We start from the raw sequence: 15,516 nt of genomic DNA, 5'->3' as shown, positions 1-15,516 counted from the left end.
TCAGCCAGTGCCAACGAAAGGATGATCCATGAGAGTCCGGTACGGAGCCATGGCGTCCGCGTGCGTCATCGTGCTCCTCGCGGCACCGTCCCAGGGTGCCGTCGCCGCCGATGACCCACAGGTCAACCTGCTCGCGGCGGACATGGACACCACGATGGACAGCGGCACCAGTCCGCTGACCATGTCCACCGCCTCGGGCGGGGGCAGCCAGCAGATCGTGAGCGTCGGCGGGAACAACGCGCTCGAACTGCGCGACGCCTCCGAGGGGACCAACCTCGCCAGCTACTTCTACCACCGGTTCTCCACCGGTTCGCTGATGAGCCGCGTCAACGCCGTCTACGGAGCGCCGGTCGGCAGCCCGGCCGAGCAGTTCGTCCTGAAGTTCGACCTCAAGCGCGGCGCGGCCAGCACCAAGCCCGTCGCCAAGGACATCTACGCGGAGATCCAGTTCGGCAACGCCGACAACGTCCTGGTGCCGCGGTTCGCCGTGCCGGCGGTGAGCCTGACCGGCACCGCCGCGTACAAGAGCACGTCGGGCGCCCTGGCGACGGTCGACGACAGCGACATCCCCGAGTACCGCTTCACCGTGGTGCCCAACGGCGGACAGCGGCTCGTGACGACCGTCGAACTCGGCTTCCAGGTACGCGTCGACACCGGCGGCACCGACGAGGCGATCGACGTCGACAACGTCGGTGTGTACGACGCCGGCGCGGTGTCCGACAGCGCGCCGCCCACCACGCCGACGTCACTGCACGCCGGGACGGCCTCCTCGGACAGCGTCCCGCTGCTGTGGAACGCCTCGACCGACGACACCGGGGTCAGCGGCTACGACATCTACCGCGACGGCTATCTGGCCTCCTCGGTCAGCGGCTCCAGCACCTCCGCGGTCGTCACCGGTCTGATGCCGAGCACGGGTTACGACTTCGCGGTGCGCGCGAAGGACGCGTTCGGCAACGTCAGCCCGCTGAGCAGCTCGGTGCACGTCACGACCGCCACCTACGTACCCGCTGCTCCCGCCCCGTTCCCCGGCACCCAGCAGACCCGGACGCAGTGGCTGTGGGACCGGACGAAGGCCATGAAGGAGGAGGACGGCCCGATCAACGTGGCGCAGTACACCGCGCAGTTGGTGGACCACCAGAACGTCGCGGCCAACCTCGGCAAGCTGGACAAGCTCTACCAGGGCTACGACTACGAGCAGTACAAGATCATGGCGAAGATGTACACGTACCTGATGGCGGGTGACCAGTTCAGCCCCGCGATGCTCCAGGACGTGCGCGCGTACTTCGCCAAGTACGGCTACCAGAAGCTCCCGCAGACCGAGAACCTGCGGATGAGCACGTACGTCACCGGCTATCTGGTCGGGCAGTACTTCCCGGACGTGGCCGACCTCAACGGCAACTCCGGCGCGGCGCTCAAGGCGAGCAGCAAGGCCAACATCGAGGAGATGGTCAACGCCGGGGTGCGGCGCGGCTGGGCGGAGTACGAGAGCCCCGAGTACACGATCATGACGTATGTCGGTCTGAACGCGATCTACCAGTGGTCCGACGACCAGCAGTTGCGCTCCGAGGTCAAGATGGCCATGGACGTCATGTGGTTCGAGTGGGCGAACGACTGGGACAACGGCTACCTGATCTCGTCGGAGAGCCGCGCCAAGGGCGACCTGGCCTCCGCCAACGACCCGACCTGGCGGTCCGCGGACCACACGACGCTCGCCTGGACGTACTTCGGGGAGCACCGGGCGCAGCAGGGGGTGGGCGAGTCGGACAACACGGCGCCGTCGGCGTACCGGCCCGACCTGGAGTACGTGGGCATGCTGGCCTGGTCCGGCACGTCCTACACGCCGCCGCCGCTCGCGGTGACGATCGGCCGGATGACCGACAAGTCGTACAGCGCGTACAAGTCGAATCTGCAGAACTCCGGCGGCAACGCGATGGACGTCTACCGCACCAGCTATGTGCGGCCCACCTGGGGACTGGCCACCGAGACGCAGTACCGCAGGGTCGACAACTGGATCGAGGACATGCCGATGGTGCTGCGCTGGCAGTCCAGCGCGGCGAATCCGCTGTTCCGGATCTCGCTCGACCAGGGCACCGCGCAGATCGGGTCGTACGACCAGCCCGACAACCACCGGGTGATGCAGGACGGTCCGACGGCGCTGGGCATCTACAAGTCGTCGGGTGACCAGACGTCGAACTACATCAACGCGATGTTCCCCGACAACGGTTCGGTCGTGGAGCGCAAGCAGGTGGACGGCTGGACGGTCGTCGACACCGGGCCGATGTACTTCGCGTTCAAGCTGGCGAAGCCCGGCGCCTGGTACCACCAGACGCCCAACGACCCGTCGAACAAGGTGAAGACGACGACGCAGATCCACCCGACCGCGACGCTCGGCTACACCTACGACATCCTGCGCAGCCAGGCCGACACCAACGCGTGGGTGCTGGAGACGGCCGACGCCTCCGCGTACACCAGCCTCGACGCCTTCGCGACGGCGCTGACCACGCAGACCAGCCTGGACACCAGCCACGTGGACGACGCCACCCCGCGCGTCATCTACCACAGCCTGGCCGGGGACGACCTCGACCTCACCTACGACAGGGCGTCCCAGGCGCCCGGCGCGACCCGCCTGGTGAACGGCCAGGCGATCGGCTACGACAGCTTCAAGCTGTTCGACACGCCGTGGCTCCAGCAGGACAAGCTCGGCTCGACGTTCACCGCGACCGTCGGCGACGAGTCGGTCGCGTACGACTTCGACCAGTGGACGGTGACGCCCGGCACGCAGAGCGCGAGGCGCTGACCGCCGCGTCGGATCGACGAGGCACACGGCCGGCCGGGTCGCGGGACCCGGCCGGCCGCGGTGTGCGCGGGACCCGCTGCCCGACGGACGAATCCCGATATCCTGACGAGGAGTCCGGCCCGAAAATCTTGCGAGGGTGGAACGCTCGTTGAACAACCCCCCAACGGAAGCGCGCGGCGGCGGCTCCCCGCTGCGTCCGGTCGTCCGCGGTCGCGCCCGCACCTCCGACCGCGTCTACGAAGAGCTGGTGTCGGCGATCAGGACGCTACGTATCGCCCCCGGCGCCTCGCTGTCCGAGACCGACCTGTCGGCCAGGCTCCAGGTGAGCAGAACCCCGGTGCGCGAGGCCATCGCCCGCCTGGTGGACAACGGACTGGTGACCGTCATCCCCCAAGTCGGCACCACCGTGGCGAAGATCAGCCTGCGCGACGTCGAGGAAGCGCGGTTCGTCCGCGAGAGCCTGGAGATCTCCGCCTTCGCCGTCGCGTGCGCCGCGCCGGACCGCCGCCTGGGCGTATGCCGCGCCCTGCTGGCGGAACAGGTCCGCTGCGAGGCGGAACAGGACCTCGCCGGATTCTTCGACGCCGACGAGGCCCTGCACGAGCAGCTCTTCGTGATCAGCGGCTACCACGGCGTCTGGACGGTCATGCAGCCGATGAAGCTCCAGCTCGACCGGCTGCGCCGCCTCAGCCTCCCCGACCCCGACACCGTCCGCGCCCTGGTCACCGAGCACACGGCCATCGTCGACGCCCTCGAAGCCGCCGACGTGACCGGCGGCCGGCGCCTGCTCGGCGACCACGTGAGCCGCGTCCGCCGCTACGGCGTCGCCCTGCGCGAGCAGTACCCCGACTACTTCACGGACTGACGGTCGGGCACGAGGATCGCGACGCACTCCACGTGGTGGGTGACCGGGAAGAGGTCGAAGGCGCGCAGGGTGGTGGAGCGGTAGCCCGCTTCGGCGAAGTAGGAGAGGTCGCGGGCGAGGGCGGCGGGGTCGCAGGCGACGTAGGCGATACGGCGGGGGCCGAGGGCGGCGAGCTGGCGGACGGTCTGCTTGCCCGCGCCCGCGCGCGGCGGGTCGAGGACGATGAGGTCGGCCTCCTCGATCCGCGTCTTGGGCAGGACCTGCTCGACCTTGCCGTGCTCGATGCGGACGCGGTCGAAGTCCTGGAGATTGTGCCGGGCGTCCTCGACGGCGCGCTTGCCCGACTCGATGCCGAGGACGGCGCCCTGGTCGCCGACGCGTTCGGCGAGCGCGCCCGCGAAGAGGCCGACACCGCAGTAGAGGTCGAGGGCCATGTCGCCCTTGCGCGGCATCAGGCCCTGCATGACGGCCTCGACCAGCAGGTCCGCGGCCTTCGGGTGGACCTGCCAGAAGCCGCCGTCGCCGACGCGCCAGGTGCGGCCCGCCGCGCGCTCGCGGACGAAGGGGCGGCCGTGGACGCGGTGCACGGCGTGATCGCGTTCGCCGATCCGCTGCACCGACACCGGCTGGTCCAGTTCGACGATCGGCAGCCGCCCGCCGGGGCGCGGGGTGAGGATCACCTGACGGTCGTTCGAACCGGTGGCGGCGATGGCCTCGACGGAGGCGATCTGCGGCCACGTACGGTCCTCGACGCCGAGGTCGCTGACGCCGGGGGCGGCGATCAGGCAGTGGTCGACCACCTCGACCTCGTGGGAGCGGTGCTTGCGCAGTCCGGCGCGGCCCTCGGCGTCCACCGCGTACTGCACGCGGGTCCGCCACGCGGGCACCTCGCCCTTGGCGACCTTGTCGCCGGGGGCGGGCATCACGGTGCCGTCCCAGCCGGCCTGCTCCGGGGTGAGCCCGGCGAGCCGTTCGAGCTGTTCCGCGACGACCGTCGCCTTGAGGCGCCGCTGCGCGCCGGGCGCCGCGTGCTGCCAGTCGCACCCGCCGCAGCGGCCGGGGCCGGAGAAGGGGCACGGCGGCTCGACCCGGTCCTTGGACGCGGTCAGCACCTTCACGGCGTCGGCCCGGATGAACCGCGCGCCCTCCTCGCCGTCCGTGACCCGCGCGACGACCCGCTCGCCGGGCAGCGCGTGCCGGACGAAGAGCACCTGCCCGGCGTCGGTGCGCGCGACGCAGTGGCCGCCGTGCGCCACCTGGCCGACCTCGACCTCGTACTCCTGGCCGACCAGTGAGGTTACGGATTCGGTCTGCATGGGGGCGGTGCTCCTGAGCTTCGAAGTGCGGTACGCGGGGACAAGCCCTCCAGTCTACGTCCCCGCGTGCGGCCTCACTTCTGGCGTCCGCCGTTGCCGGTGTGCTCCCTGTCGCGGCGCGGCGGGCCGACCGGGCCGCGGCGGACCGCGCCGGGCGCGTTCCAGTCCGCGCGGCGCCTGGCACGCGCCTTGGCGACCTCGGAGGACTCCAGTTGCCAGGGCACCGAGGTGACCATCACACCGGGGGTGAACAGCAGCCGCCCCTTGAGCCGCAGCGCGCTCTGGTTGTGCAGCACGTGCTCGTACCAGTGGCCGACCACGTACTCCGGGATGTAGATGCTGACCACATCGCGCGGACTGCTGCGGCGCAGGCCCCGTACGTACTCGATGATCGGCCGGGTGATCTCGCGGTACGGCGAGTCGAGGACCTTCAGCGGTACGTCGATGCCGCGGCGCTGCCATTCGGTCTGGAGCGCCTTGGTGTCGTCGGGGTCGACGTTGATGCTGAGCGCCTCCAGGGTGTCGGAGCGCATCAGCTTGGCGTAGGACAGCGCCCGCAGGGTGGGCTTGTGCAGCTTGGAGACCAGCACGATGGAGTGCACGCGCGACGGGCGCACATAGTCGTCGCCCGGCTCGTCCTCGGCGGCGATCTCGTCCGCGACCCGCGTGTAGTGGCGGCGGATCGCGGTCATCAGCGCGTAGAACGCGATCATGCCGAGCACCGCGACCCAGGCACCGTGGGTGAACTTCGTCAGCAGCACGATGACGAGCACCAGGCCGGTGAGGAAGGCGCCGAAGGTGTTGATGGCGCGGGAGCGGTGCATGTGGCGGCGCTTGGCCGGGTCGGTCTCGGTGCGCAGGTGCCGGTTCCAGTGCCGGACCATGCCGGTCTGGCTGAGCGTGAAGGAGACGAAGACGCCGACGATGTAGAGCTGGATCAGCCGGGTGGAGTCCGCGCCGTAGATGTAGACGAGGACGGCGGCGAAGCCCGCGAGCAGCACGATGCCGTTGGAGAAGGCGAGGCGGTCGCCGCGGGTGTGGAGCTGGCGCGGCAGGTAGCGGTCCTGGGCGAGGATCGAGCCGAGGACCGGGAAGCCGTTGTACGCGGTGTTCGCCGCGAGGAACAGCACGAGCGCGGTGACGGCGGCCAGGAAGATGAACGGGATCGAATTGTGGCCGAAGACCGCCTCGGCAACCTGCGCGATCACCGGGTCCTGCGTATAGCCGGAGCCGACCGGGACGCCGTTGTTGAGCAGGTCGGTCGCCGGGTTGGAGGCCATGTGCACCTTGGTGTTCATGGCCAGCGCGATGATGCCGCAGAACATGGTGACGGCCAGCAGGCCCATCGCGGCGAGCGTGGTCGCGGCGTTCTTGGACTTGGGCTTCTTGAACGCCGGGACGCCGTTGCTGATCGCCTCGACACCGGTGAGCGCGGCGCAGCCGGAGGAGAAGGCGCGCAGCAGCAGGAAGATCAGCGCGAAGCCGCCGATGCCCGAGGTCTCGGCGTGGATGGTGTAGTGCGCGGTGGGCGCCTGCATGTCGTGTCCGGTGGCGATCTTGAAGATGCCCCAGGCGATCATGCAGAAGACGCCGACGACGAACGCGTAGGTCGGGATGGCGAAGATGTTGCCGGACTCGCGCACCCCGCGCAGATTCATGACCATCAGCAGGAAGATCATGCCGACCGCGCCGAGCACCTTGTGGTCGGCGAAGAAGGGGACGGCGGAACCGAGGTTCTCGATTCCGGAGGCGACGGAGACGGCGACGGTCAGGACGTAGTCGACGAGCAGCGCGCTGGCGACGGTGAGTCCGGCCTTGGGCCCCAGGTTGGTGGTGGCGACCTCGTAGTCGCCGCCGCCGGAGGGGTAGGCGTGGACGTTCTGCCGGTAGGAGGCCACCACTGTGAACATGAGCACGACGACCGCGACGGCGATCCACGGGCTGAAGTGGTAGGCCGAGGCCCCCGCGATGGACAGGACGAGCAGGACCTCGCCCGGCGCGTACGCGACGGAGGACAACGGGTCGGAGGCGAAGACGGGTAGCGCGAGCCGCTTGGGGAGGAGCGTTTCCCCCAGCTTGTCGCTGCGTAGCGCCCGGCCGATCAGGATCCGTTTCGGCAGGTCGGTCAGTTTGGACACCCCGCGATGTTAAGGGATCGTCAATACGGCCGCTCCCCCCGCTGCCCTAAGGGCAGTGGGGGACTTGGTGACGGGCGGGGTACGGCTTCGGCGGGGAAGTCGGCGGGGCTGTCGGCGGGGCTGTCTGCGGAGATCTCGGTGGGGAAGTCGTGCGCCCGGTCGGCGCAACCTTCTCGCCCGCCGCACGCGTGTGTAGCTTTGGCCGCGGTCTGAGACGCTTGTGCTGACCAACAGTGCTCCGCGGGGCTCCACAAGAGCCCGGCCACAAACGTTTGACAGCCGGAAGGACGGTCGTGCACGTCGTGATTATGGGATGCGGGCGAGTGGGCTCCACTCTCGCGCACTCTCTCGAACAGCAAGGTCATACGGTCGCGGTGATCGACCAGGACCCGACGGCCTTCCGCCGCCTGGGCTCCGGGTTCGGCGGGCGCCGGGTGACCGGAGTCGGGTTCGACCAGGACACGCTGCGCGAAGCCGGAATCGAGGAGGCGGGAGCCTTCGCGGCGGTCAGCAGCGGCGACAACTCCAACATCATCGCGGCCCGGGTGGCCCGTGAGATGTTCGGCATCGAGAACGTGGCGGCCCGGATCTACGACCCGCGCCGTGCCGAGGTGTACCAGCGCCTGGGCATCCCCACCGTGGCCACCGTGCGGTGGACGTCCGACCAGATGATGCGGCGGCTGCTGCCGTCCGGTGCCGAGCCGCTGTGGCGCGACCCGAGCGGCGGCGTACAGCTCGCCGAGGTGCACACGTCGGTCGCGTGGATCGGGCACAAGATCAGCACGCTCCAGGAGGAGACGGGCGTCCGTGTGGCGTTCCTCACCAGGCTGGGCGAGGCGATGGTGCCGACGTCCCAGACCGTCCTCCAGGAGGGCGACCTGGTGCACGTGATGATGCGGACCGACGGGATCGCCGAGGTCGAGGCGGCATTCGCCAAGGGTCCCGAGGAGGCGCGCTGATGAGGGTCGCCATTGCCGGGGCGGGGGCCGTCGGCCGGTCCATCGCCGGCGAACTGCTGGAGAACGGGCACGAGGTGCTGCTCGTCGACAAGAACCCCACCTCCATCTCAGTGGAGCGGGTCCCGCAGGCGGAGTGGCTGCTGGCCGACGCCTGCGAGATCACCTCGCTGGACGAGGCCGCGCTCCAGCGCTGCAACGTGGTCATCGCCGCCACCGGTGACGACAAGGTCAACCTGGTGGTCTCGCTGCTGGCGAAGACCGAGTACGGGGTCCCCCGGGTCGTCGCCCGGGTCAACAACCCCAAGAACGAATGGCTGTTCAACGAGTCGTGGGGCGTGGACGTCGCCGTCTCCACCCCGCGGCTGATGTCGGCGCTGGTCGAGGAGGCCGTGAGCGTCGGCGATCTCGTACGGCTGCTGCGCTTCAGCCAGGGTGACGCGAATCTGGTGGAGCTGACGCTGCCGGAGGAGGCCGCGCTGGTCGGTACCAGGGTCGGCGACGTGGAGTGGCCGCAGGACACCTCGCTGGTCACGATCATCCGCGGCAACCGGGTGCTGACGCCGTCCAAGGACGACGCGTTGGAGGCCGGGGACGAGCTGCTGTTCGTGGCCGCGCCGCACCGCGAGGAGCAGTTGGAGGATCTGCTGTCGCTCCAGGGCGACGGTGGCACCGCCGAGTAGTTCCGGTTTACCTGTGGAGGGGCGGCGGCCCCGGACCTTGCCGGGTCCGGGGCCGCCGCCTTCCGCGTCAGGGCCTGGCGTGCTTGGCGGCGGCCTTCTCCGTTTTCTCGGCCTTCGCGGCTTTCTCAGTCTTCTCGGCCTTCTCGGCCTTCTCCGCGGCCTCGGCCGCCTCCATCTCCGCGATCACGTCGATCGGCGGCGGGGCCTTCACCAGGAAGATCCAGGTCAGGTACACCGACAGCAGGAACGGCGGGATGCCGAGCGCGACCTTCACCCAGCCGAGCTGCGTCGCGTTGCCCCACCAGTACAGCGGGAAGAGGATCGCCGACTTGGCCAGCAGGATCAGGCCCCAGGCCCAGCTCGCCTTGGTGTACGCGCGCAGCCGTCCGGGATTCCGCTTACGCCAGGACAGGTTCTCCTTGAAGATCGGCCCGAGGATCAGGCCGAGCAGCGGGAAGCCCGCGGCGGCGGAGACCAGATACGCCACGGCCAGGCCGAGCGTGTAGAGCATGCCGGGCAGATAGAAGTTCTTCGCGTTGCCCGACATCATGGCGAAGACCGCGCCGAAGGCGACGCCGAAGACCCCGCTGAAGGCGTGCTTGAGGGTGTCCTTGCGGGCCAGCCGCGCCACGCCCATCAGCACCGACAGCGCGAGGGCGGCGATGGCCGAGCTCTTGAGGTCCTTGGTGACCGTGTAGATCGCGACGAAGACCAGGCCGGGCACAGTGGTCTCCACCATGCCGCGCAGCCCGCCGAAGGCGTCGAACAGCGCGGCCTCGGTGACCGCCCGCGACTCGTCGGTGATCTCGCCGGTCTCGCCAGTCGTGCCGGTCTCGCCGGTCTTACCGGTGTTACCCGTCTCGCCGGTGACCTCGCCGGTCCCGGTACTGTCCGTGCTCCCGCCGGGCGGCCGGGAATCCGCGCGGACCGTCTGATCCGTGTTGTCGATCGACGCCACCTGTTACTCCTGTCCGACCGGACGCAGTTCGTACTTGGGGTTGAACAGCACCGGACGACCCCGGTTCATGGAGATCCGGCCGGAGGCGATGATCCGACGGCCGGGTTCGATACCGCTGATACTGCGGCGGCCGAGCCAGACCACGTCCAGCGCGGCGGACCCGTCGAAGAGTTCCGCCTCCAGCGCGGGCACACCGGCCCGGGGACGGAGGGTGACCGTACGCAGCGTACCGGTGACGGACACTATCTGGCGGTCGGAGCAGTCGCAGATCCTCGTGCAGCCGACGGCCAGGGCGTCCTTCTGCAGCTCCTCGGAGTGCAGTTCCTCCTGCGAGGAGGACAGGCGGTCGAGCATGCGGCGGAAACGTCCCGCGGGTCGGTCCGAACGGATGGCACCACTCATATTCCCCAGGGTACCGGCCAGTCAGCGCCTGGTCATTGCCCCGAAGGGGCGGCTCCGGGAGAGCCGGGTCACTGCTCGAAGCGGTACCCCATGCCCGGTTCGGTGATGAAATGCCGGGGGCGGGCCGGGTCGGCCTCCAGCTTGCGGCGCAGCTGGGCCATGTAGACCCGCAGATAGTTGCTCTCGGTGCCGTAGGCGGGTCCCCAGACCTCCTGGAGGAGCTGCTTCTGGCTGACCAGCCGGCCGGGGCTGCGTACCAGCACCTCCAGCAGGTGCCACTCGGTCGGGGTGAGGCGTACGTCCGCGCCGTCCCTGTTGACCTTCTTCGCCGCCAGGTCGACGGTGAACGACTCGGTCTCGATGACGGCGGCGTCGTCGTCGGGTCCGGTGGGCGTGGCGCGGCGGACCGCGGCGCGCAGCCGGGCCAGCAGCTCGTCCATGCCGAACGGCTTGGTGACGTAGTCGTCGGCGCCCGCGTCCAGCGCCTCCACCTTCTCGTCGGACGCCTGCCGGGCGGACAGCACGATGATCGGCACGCGGGTCCAGCCGCGCAGGCCGCGGATCACCTCGACGCCGTCCATGTCGGGCAGCCCGAGGTCGAGGACGACCACGTCGGGGTGGCGGGCGGCGGCGACCCGCAGCGCGGTGGCGCCGTCGTGCGCGGCGTCGACCTCGTAGGCGCGGGCCCGCAGATTGATGACGAGGGCGCGGACGATCTGCGGCTCGTCGTCCACCACGAGCACCCGGTACATGTGCGTCCTCTTCTGTTCGTTCTTCTGTGCGCTCTTCTGTGCGCTCTTCTGTGCGCTCTTCTGTGCGGTCTTCTGTGCGGTCATGAGACGGCCGTGGCGGGCCGGTCGGGAACGCCGGGCGCTCCGGGGACCCCGTGTGCGGCGGGCAGCGTCAGCACCATCGTGAGGCCGCCGCCGGGTGTGTCCTCGGCGACCAGCGTCCCGCCCATCGCCTCGACGAAGCCGCGCGCCACCGCGAGGCCGAGGCCGACGCCGTTGCCGCGCGGCGCGTCCCCGTACCGCTGGAACGGCTCGAAGATGTGGTCCCTGGCGCTCTCGGGGACGCCGGGGCCGCGGTCGACCACGCGCAGTTCGACGCGGTGGCCGAGCGCGCTCGCGGCGACCAGCACCTTCTCGTTCTGCGGGCTGTACTTGACGGCGTTCTCGACGACGTTGGCGACGCTGCGTTCCAGCAGGCCGGGGTCGACGGCGACCATCGGGAGCGTTTCGGGGATGTCGAGGGCGACGCTCTGCTCGGGGACGCCGCCGAGCGCCATCGGCACCACCTCGTCTAGGTCGAGTTCGCGGATCAGCGGGGAGACGGTGCCGGTCTGGAGCCGTGACATGTCCAGGAGGTTGCCCACCAGGTGGTCGAGGCGGTCGGCGCCGTCCTCGATCCCGGCCAGCAGTTCCGCCTCGTCCTGCGGCGACCAGGCGACGTCCGCGGAGCGCAGCGAGGACACCGACGCCTTGATCCCGGCGAGCGGGGTGCGCAGGTCGTGCGAGACGGCGGCCAGCAGGGCCGTACGTATCCGGTTGCCCTCGGCCAGCTCCCTGGCCCTGGCCGCCTCGTCGGTCAGCCGCTTGCGGTCCAGCACCACGGCGGCCTGCGCGGCGAACGCGGACAGCACACGGCGGTCGGAGGCGGGCAGGACGCGGCCGGTGAGCGCGAGGGTGAGCCGGTCGTTGACGGGCACCTCCACGTCGGCGTCCTCGGGCCGTACGCAGGGGGTGCTGCCGACGCTCGCGGCGCAGTGCCAGGCCGCGTGCTCGTCGTCCCGTTCCAGCAGCACCACGGCGTCCATGCCGAAGGTCTCCCTGACCCGTTCCAGCAGCGCTTCGAGCGAGCTCTCGCCGCGCAGGACGCTGCCCGCCAGGTACGACAGGATCTCGGCCTCCGCGCGCAGCCGCGCGGCCTGCTGGGTGCGGCGGGCGGCCAGGTCCACCACCGAGGCGACGGCGGCGCCGACGACGATGAAGATCGCGATGGCGATGATGTTCTCTGGCTGGGCGATGGTGAAGGAGTGCGTCGGCGGCGTGAAGTAGTAGTTGAGCAGCAGCGAGCCGACCAAGGCCGCGGCCAGCGCGGGCAGCAGTCCGCCGATCAGGGCCGCGGCGACCGTCATGGTCAGGAAGACCAGCATCTCGGTGGCCTGGCTCATGCCGGGGTGCCAGCGGGTGAGCAGCACCGCGAGCAGTACGGGGCCCGCGACGCCGGTCAGCCAGCCCGCCACGACCCTGGAGCGGCCGAGTTTCGCGCCCCGCGCGGAGGGCAGTCCGCGGCCCTTGGCGGCGTGCTCGTGGGTGACGATGTGGACGTCGATGTCGCCGGAGTCGCGGGCCACCGTGCTGCCGACGCCCGGCCCGAACACGTACTGCCACGCCTTGCGGCGGCTCGTGCCGAGCACGATCTGGGTGGCGTCGACGCCGCGCGCGAAGTCCAGCAGCGCGTCCGGTACGTCGTCGCCGATGACGTGGTGGAAGGACCCGCCCAGGTCCTCGACCAGGGCCCGCTGGACGGCCAGTTCCTTGGCCGAGCCGGACACCAGGCCGTCGCTGCGCACGATGTGCACGGCCAGGATCTCGCTGCCCGAGCCCTTGGCGGCCATCCTGGCCGCCCGCCGCAGCAGCGTGCGGCCCTCGGGGCCGCCGGTCAGGCCGACCACGATCCGCTCCCTGGCCTGCCACGCGGCCGATATCCGGTGGTCGGCCCGGTACTGCTGGAGGTATTCGTCGACCCGGTCCGCGGTCCACAGCAGCGCCAGCTCGCGCAGCGCGGTCAGATTGCCGGGGCGGAAGTAGTTGGACAGCGCCGCGTCGACCCGGTCGGGGGCGTAGATGTTGCCGTGCGCCATCCGGCGGCGCAGCGCCTGTGGCGACATATCGACCAGCTCGATCTGGTCGGCCCTGCGCACCACCTCGTCCGGCACCGTCTCGCGCTGCGTCACCCCGGTGATGGACTCCACCACGTCACCGAGTGACTCCAGGTGCTGGATGTTGACGTTCGAGACCACGTGGATCCCGGCCTTCAGCAGCTCCTCGACGTCCTGCCACCGCTTCGCGTTCCGCGACCCCGGCACATTGGTGTGCGCCAGCTCGTCGACCAGCACCACCTCGGGCGCCCGCTCCAGCACCGCGTCCACGTCCATCTCCGTGAACACGGTCCCCCGGTAGTCGATCTCCTTGCGCCGGATCTCCTCCAGGCCCGCGAGCATCACCTCGGTCCGCGGCCTCCGGTGGTGCTCCACGTACCCGACCACCACGTCCGTGCCGCGCTCCACACGCCGATGCGCCTCCGACAACATGGCGTAGGTCTTCCCCACACCAGGTGCCGCCCCCAGATAAATGCGCAGCTTCCCGCGTGCCATGTCTCCATCGTCCCGCTCCGCCGCCCCCTTCGCCCGGACGGCCCGGCAGGCGCACCCTCCGACTCTAGAACCGCGCAACGGGATATTCCGGGCGCGCGGCCACCGCCGGCGCGACCTTGACGGCGTCTTGACGCCCCGAGCGGGACCCGGCCGCGGCGTCTTGACGCCCCGAGCGGGACCCGGCCGTTGCCGCAGGCGGGGCCCGGCCGACGCTGCGCCGGGCGCGGACTTCGCGCCGTCGCGGCCCGTTCACTCCCCCCGGGTCCCAAGACCGCCCGTCCCCCGGCCTGCCGGGCAAGGTTTCGGCAAGGGTTTGGCAAGCCTTCCGCCAGACGCCCCGGGCAAGCCGCTTCCTGCGGCCGGGCACCGGTCGCAGGAGAGAAGACTCACTTCGGGGGGTTTCACCCATGTCAGCGGTAGACGGGCTTACCGGCCCGGCCATACGCGATCCCGGACGGTGGTCCACACTGTCCGACTGCAAGAGAGTCCTGGTCGTGGTGCACACCGTGGTGTACGGGCAGCGGCTCAAGGACGTGTTCGAACTGCTCCGCTCCGATCTGCGGATCCACGTACGGTTCACCATCGCCCCGCACGCCTTCAACCCGGGTGTCGGCACCTTCCTGACGGCGCTGGACGCCCAGGTGCTGCCCTGGTCCGAGGCGGTCGCCGAGGAGTACGACCTGGTGCTGGCCGCGGGCTCCCAGGGTCTTGAACAGTTGCGCGGCCCACTGCTGCGGATCCCGCACGGCGCGGGTCACATGAAGCTGTCCGGGCCGTCCGGCGCGGCTCGGCGCGGCGTCAGCGGCCTGGCCAGGGACTTCCTCATGATCGGCGACCGCGTGGTCCCGGCCGCGTACGCGCTCGCCCACCGCGACGACCTGGCGCTGCTGTCGCAGTCCTGCCCGGAGGCGCTGCCCATCGCCGAGGTGGTCGGGGACGCCTCGTACGACCGGATCGCGCGCAGCCTGGGGCGCCGGGACGAGTACCGCAGGGCGCTGGGCCTGCGGGACGGGGAGAAGCTGGTGCTGGTCTGTTCCACCTGGGGTCTCGGGTCGAGCTTCAACCGGCTGGAGGCACTGCTGCCGCGGGTGCTCGCCGACCTGGACCCGGCGGACGGTTACCGTACGTGTCTGCTGCTGCACCCCAACGCATGGGCGGGCCACGGCGGATGGCAGGTGCGCGCGTGGCTGGCGGGCGACGGCCGGCAGGCCGTTCCGCCGATCGCGCCCGACGTCGACTGGCGTCCGCTGCTGGTCGCGGCGGACGCGGTGATCGGCGACCACGGCTCGCTGACCCTGTACGCGGCGATGTGCGACGTCCCGATCGTGATGGCCCGCTTTCCCGGTCGGGACGTCAATCCGCACTCGCCGGGAGCGGCGCTGGCGGCCCTCGCGCCGGCGATCTCCCTGACGCATTCGCTGTCCCGGCAGCTCCGTTACGCGCGCGACCACTACGACCGGGGCGCGTACCGCAGGATCGCCGCGCGGATCTCCTCCGAGCCAGGCCGCTTCAACGGCCGGATGCGGCGGCTGATGTACCGGCTGCTGGAGCTGGGCGAGCCCGCCCACGAGCCGGAGACGCGGGAACTGGATCTCCCCGATCCGCTGCCGCCGCCCGCGGCATCGGCCGAGGGCGGCGGGTCACCGTGAGCCGGGATTCCGAGCACGCCGCGCCGGGTTGCCGCGAGGTCCGGGTGGAACTGCTGGTGGGCGGTGACGGGGCGCCGTTCGGGGGCGCCTTCGCCGACGAGCACCTGAGCGTCCGCTGGGACGACGCCCGCTGCGTGCCCTGGCGGGACAGCGCCGACGTGCTGTGGCACGGCCTGTTGCTGCCTTCCCGGGCCGTCGCGCTCACCTGGACGCGGCGGGTGTTCCGCCGTCATCCCGGCGTCCTGGCGGTCTGCGCGGGATACGGCGGCGGGGGCTCCGCGTGGCTCGCCGCCGTCACCGGCGCTCCCCCGCTGACGGTGTACGCGTCGGGGCCCGCGGGCGGGCGCGGGCCTGCCCGCGGGGGCGCCGCGAC

12 protein-coding genes are annotated in these 15,516 nt (G+C 70.7%); 6 read left to right on the top strand and 6 right to left on the bottom strand.

What is annotated here, in order from left to right:
• The first annotated feature begins 28 nt into the window (after positions 1–28).
• Together BGM09_RS17885 and BGM09_RS17880 are read left to right on the top strand one after the other, a co-directional pair.
• Positions 29–2,797 (top strand): fibronectin type III domain-containing protein, encoded by a 2,769-nt coding sequence (locus tag BGM09_RS17885; protein ID WP_188282618.1) that lies wholly within the window; start codon positions 29–31, stop codon positions 2,795–2,797.
• A gap of 148 nt (positions 2,798–2,945) precedes the next feature.
• Entirely contained in the window at positions 2,946–3,662 is a 717-nt protein-coding gene (locus BGM09_RS17880) for a GntR family transcriptional regulator (protein ID WP_223187190.1), read from the top strand.
• Here the strand turns inward: BGM09_RS17880 and BGM09_RS17875 are convergent.
• A complete protein-coding gene (locus BGM09_RS17875; RefSeq protein WP_188282617.1) occupies positions 3,647–4,978 on the bottom strand; it encodes a class I SAM-dependent RNA methyltransferase in 1,332 nt (443 codons plus the stop codon). The genes BGM09_RS17880 and BGM09_RS17875 overlap by 16 nt on opposite strands.
• Before the next feature lie 74 nt (positions 4,979–5,052).
• A complete protein-coding gene (locus BGM09_RS17870; RefSeq protein ID WP_188282616.1) occupies positions 5,053–7,116 on the bottom strand; it encodes an APC family permease in 2,064 nt (687 codons plus the stop codon).
• A gap of 293 nt (positions 7,117–7,409) precedes the next feature.
• On the opposite strand from BGM09_RS17870, the gene BGM09_RS17865 reads away from it, so the two are divergent.
• Together BGM09_RS17865 and BGM09_RS17860 are read left to right on the top strand one after the other, a co-directional pair.
• Complete coding sequence (locus tag BGM09_RS17865) at positions 7,410–8,075, top strand: potassium channel family protein (protein WP_188282615.1); 666 nt, start codon at positions 7,410–7,412, stop codon at positions 8,073–8,075.
• A complete protein-coding gene (locus tag BGM09_RS17860) occupies positions 8,075–8,755 on the top strand; it encodes a potassium channel family protein (protein ID WP_188282614.1) in 681 nt (226 codons plus the stop codon). Before BGM09_RS17865 ends, BGM09_RS17860 begins: the two co-directional genes overlap by 1 nt.
• Positions 8,756–8,822: 67 nt before the next feature.
• Here BGM09_RS17860 and BGM09_RS17855 read toward each other — a convergent pair whose 3' ends face one another.
• The 4 genes from BGM09_RS17855 to BGM09_RS17840 form a co-directional block, all read right to left on the bottom strand.
• A complete protein-coding gene (locus tag BGM09_RS17855; protein WP_188282664.1) occupies positions 8,823–9,560 on the bottom strand; it encodes a DUF3159 domain-containing protein in 738 nt (245 codons plus the stop codon).
• A 156-nt stretch (positions 9,561–9,716) separates the two neighbouring features.
• Positions 9,717–10,115 (bottom strand): OB-fold nucleic acid binding domain-containing protein, encoded by a 399-nt coding sequence (locus BGM09_RS17850; protein ID WP_188282613.1) that lies wholly within the window; start codon positions 10,113–10,115, stop codon positions 9,717–9,719.
• A 68-nt stretch (positions 10,116–10,183) separates the two neighbouring features.
• A complete protein-coding gene (locus tag BGM09_RS17845; protein ID WP_188282663.1) occupies positions 10,184–10,867 on the bottom strand; it encodes a response regulator in 684 nt (227 codons plus the stop codon).
• An 80-nt stretch (positions 10,868–10,947) separates the two neighbouring features.
• Positions 10,948–13,494: a sensor histidine kinase gene (locus BGM09_RS17840; RefSeq protein WP_188282612.1), complete on the bottom strand. Its 2,547-nt coding sequence runs from the start codon at positions 13,492–13,494 to the stop codon at positions 10,948–10,950.
• Between the two features lie 494 nt (positions 13,495–13,988).
• Here BGM09_RS17840 and BGM09_RS17835 point away from each other — a divergent pair, with 494 nt between their 5' ends.
• Together BGM09_RS17835 and BGM09_RS17830 are read left to right on the top strand one after the other, a co-directional pair.
• On the top strand, positions 13,989–15,143 hold the full coding sequence (locus BGM09_RS17835; RefSeq protein ID WP_317452753.1) for a hypothetical protein: 1,155 nt from the start codon (positions 13,989–13,991) through the stop codon (positions 15,141–15,143).
• Positions 15,140–15,516: hypothetical protein (locus tag BGM09_RS17830; protein WP_223187188.1), on the top strand; the 377-nt coding region annotated here is incomplete at its 3' end. The genes BGM09_RS17835 and BGM09_RS17830, both read left to right, overlap by 4 nt.

Origin of the sequence: Streptomyces sp. CBMA29, from assembly GCF_014596445.1 — a bacterium.
Lineage (GTDB): Bacteria > Actinomycetota > Actinomycetes > Streptomycetales > Streptomycetaceae > Actinacidiphila.
This window is presented reverse-complemented; position numbering and strand designations above follow the sequence as displayed.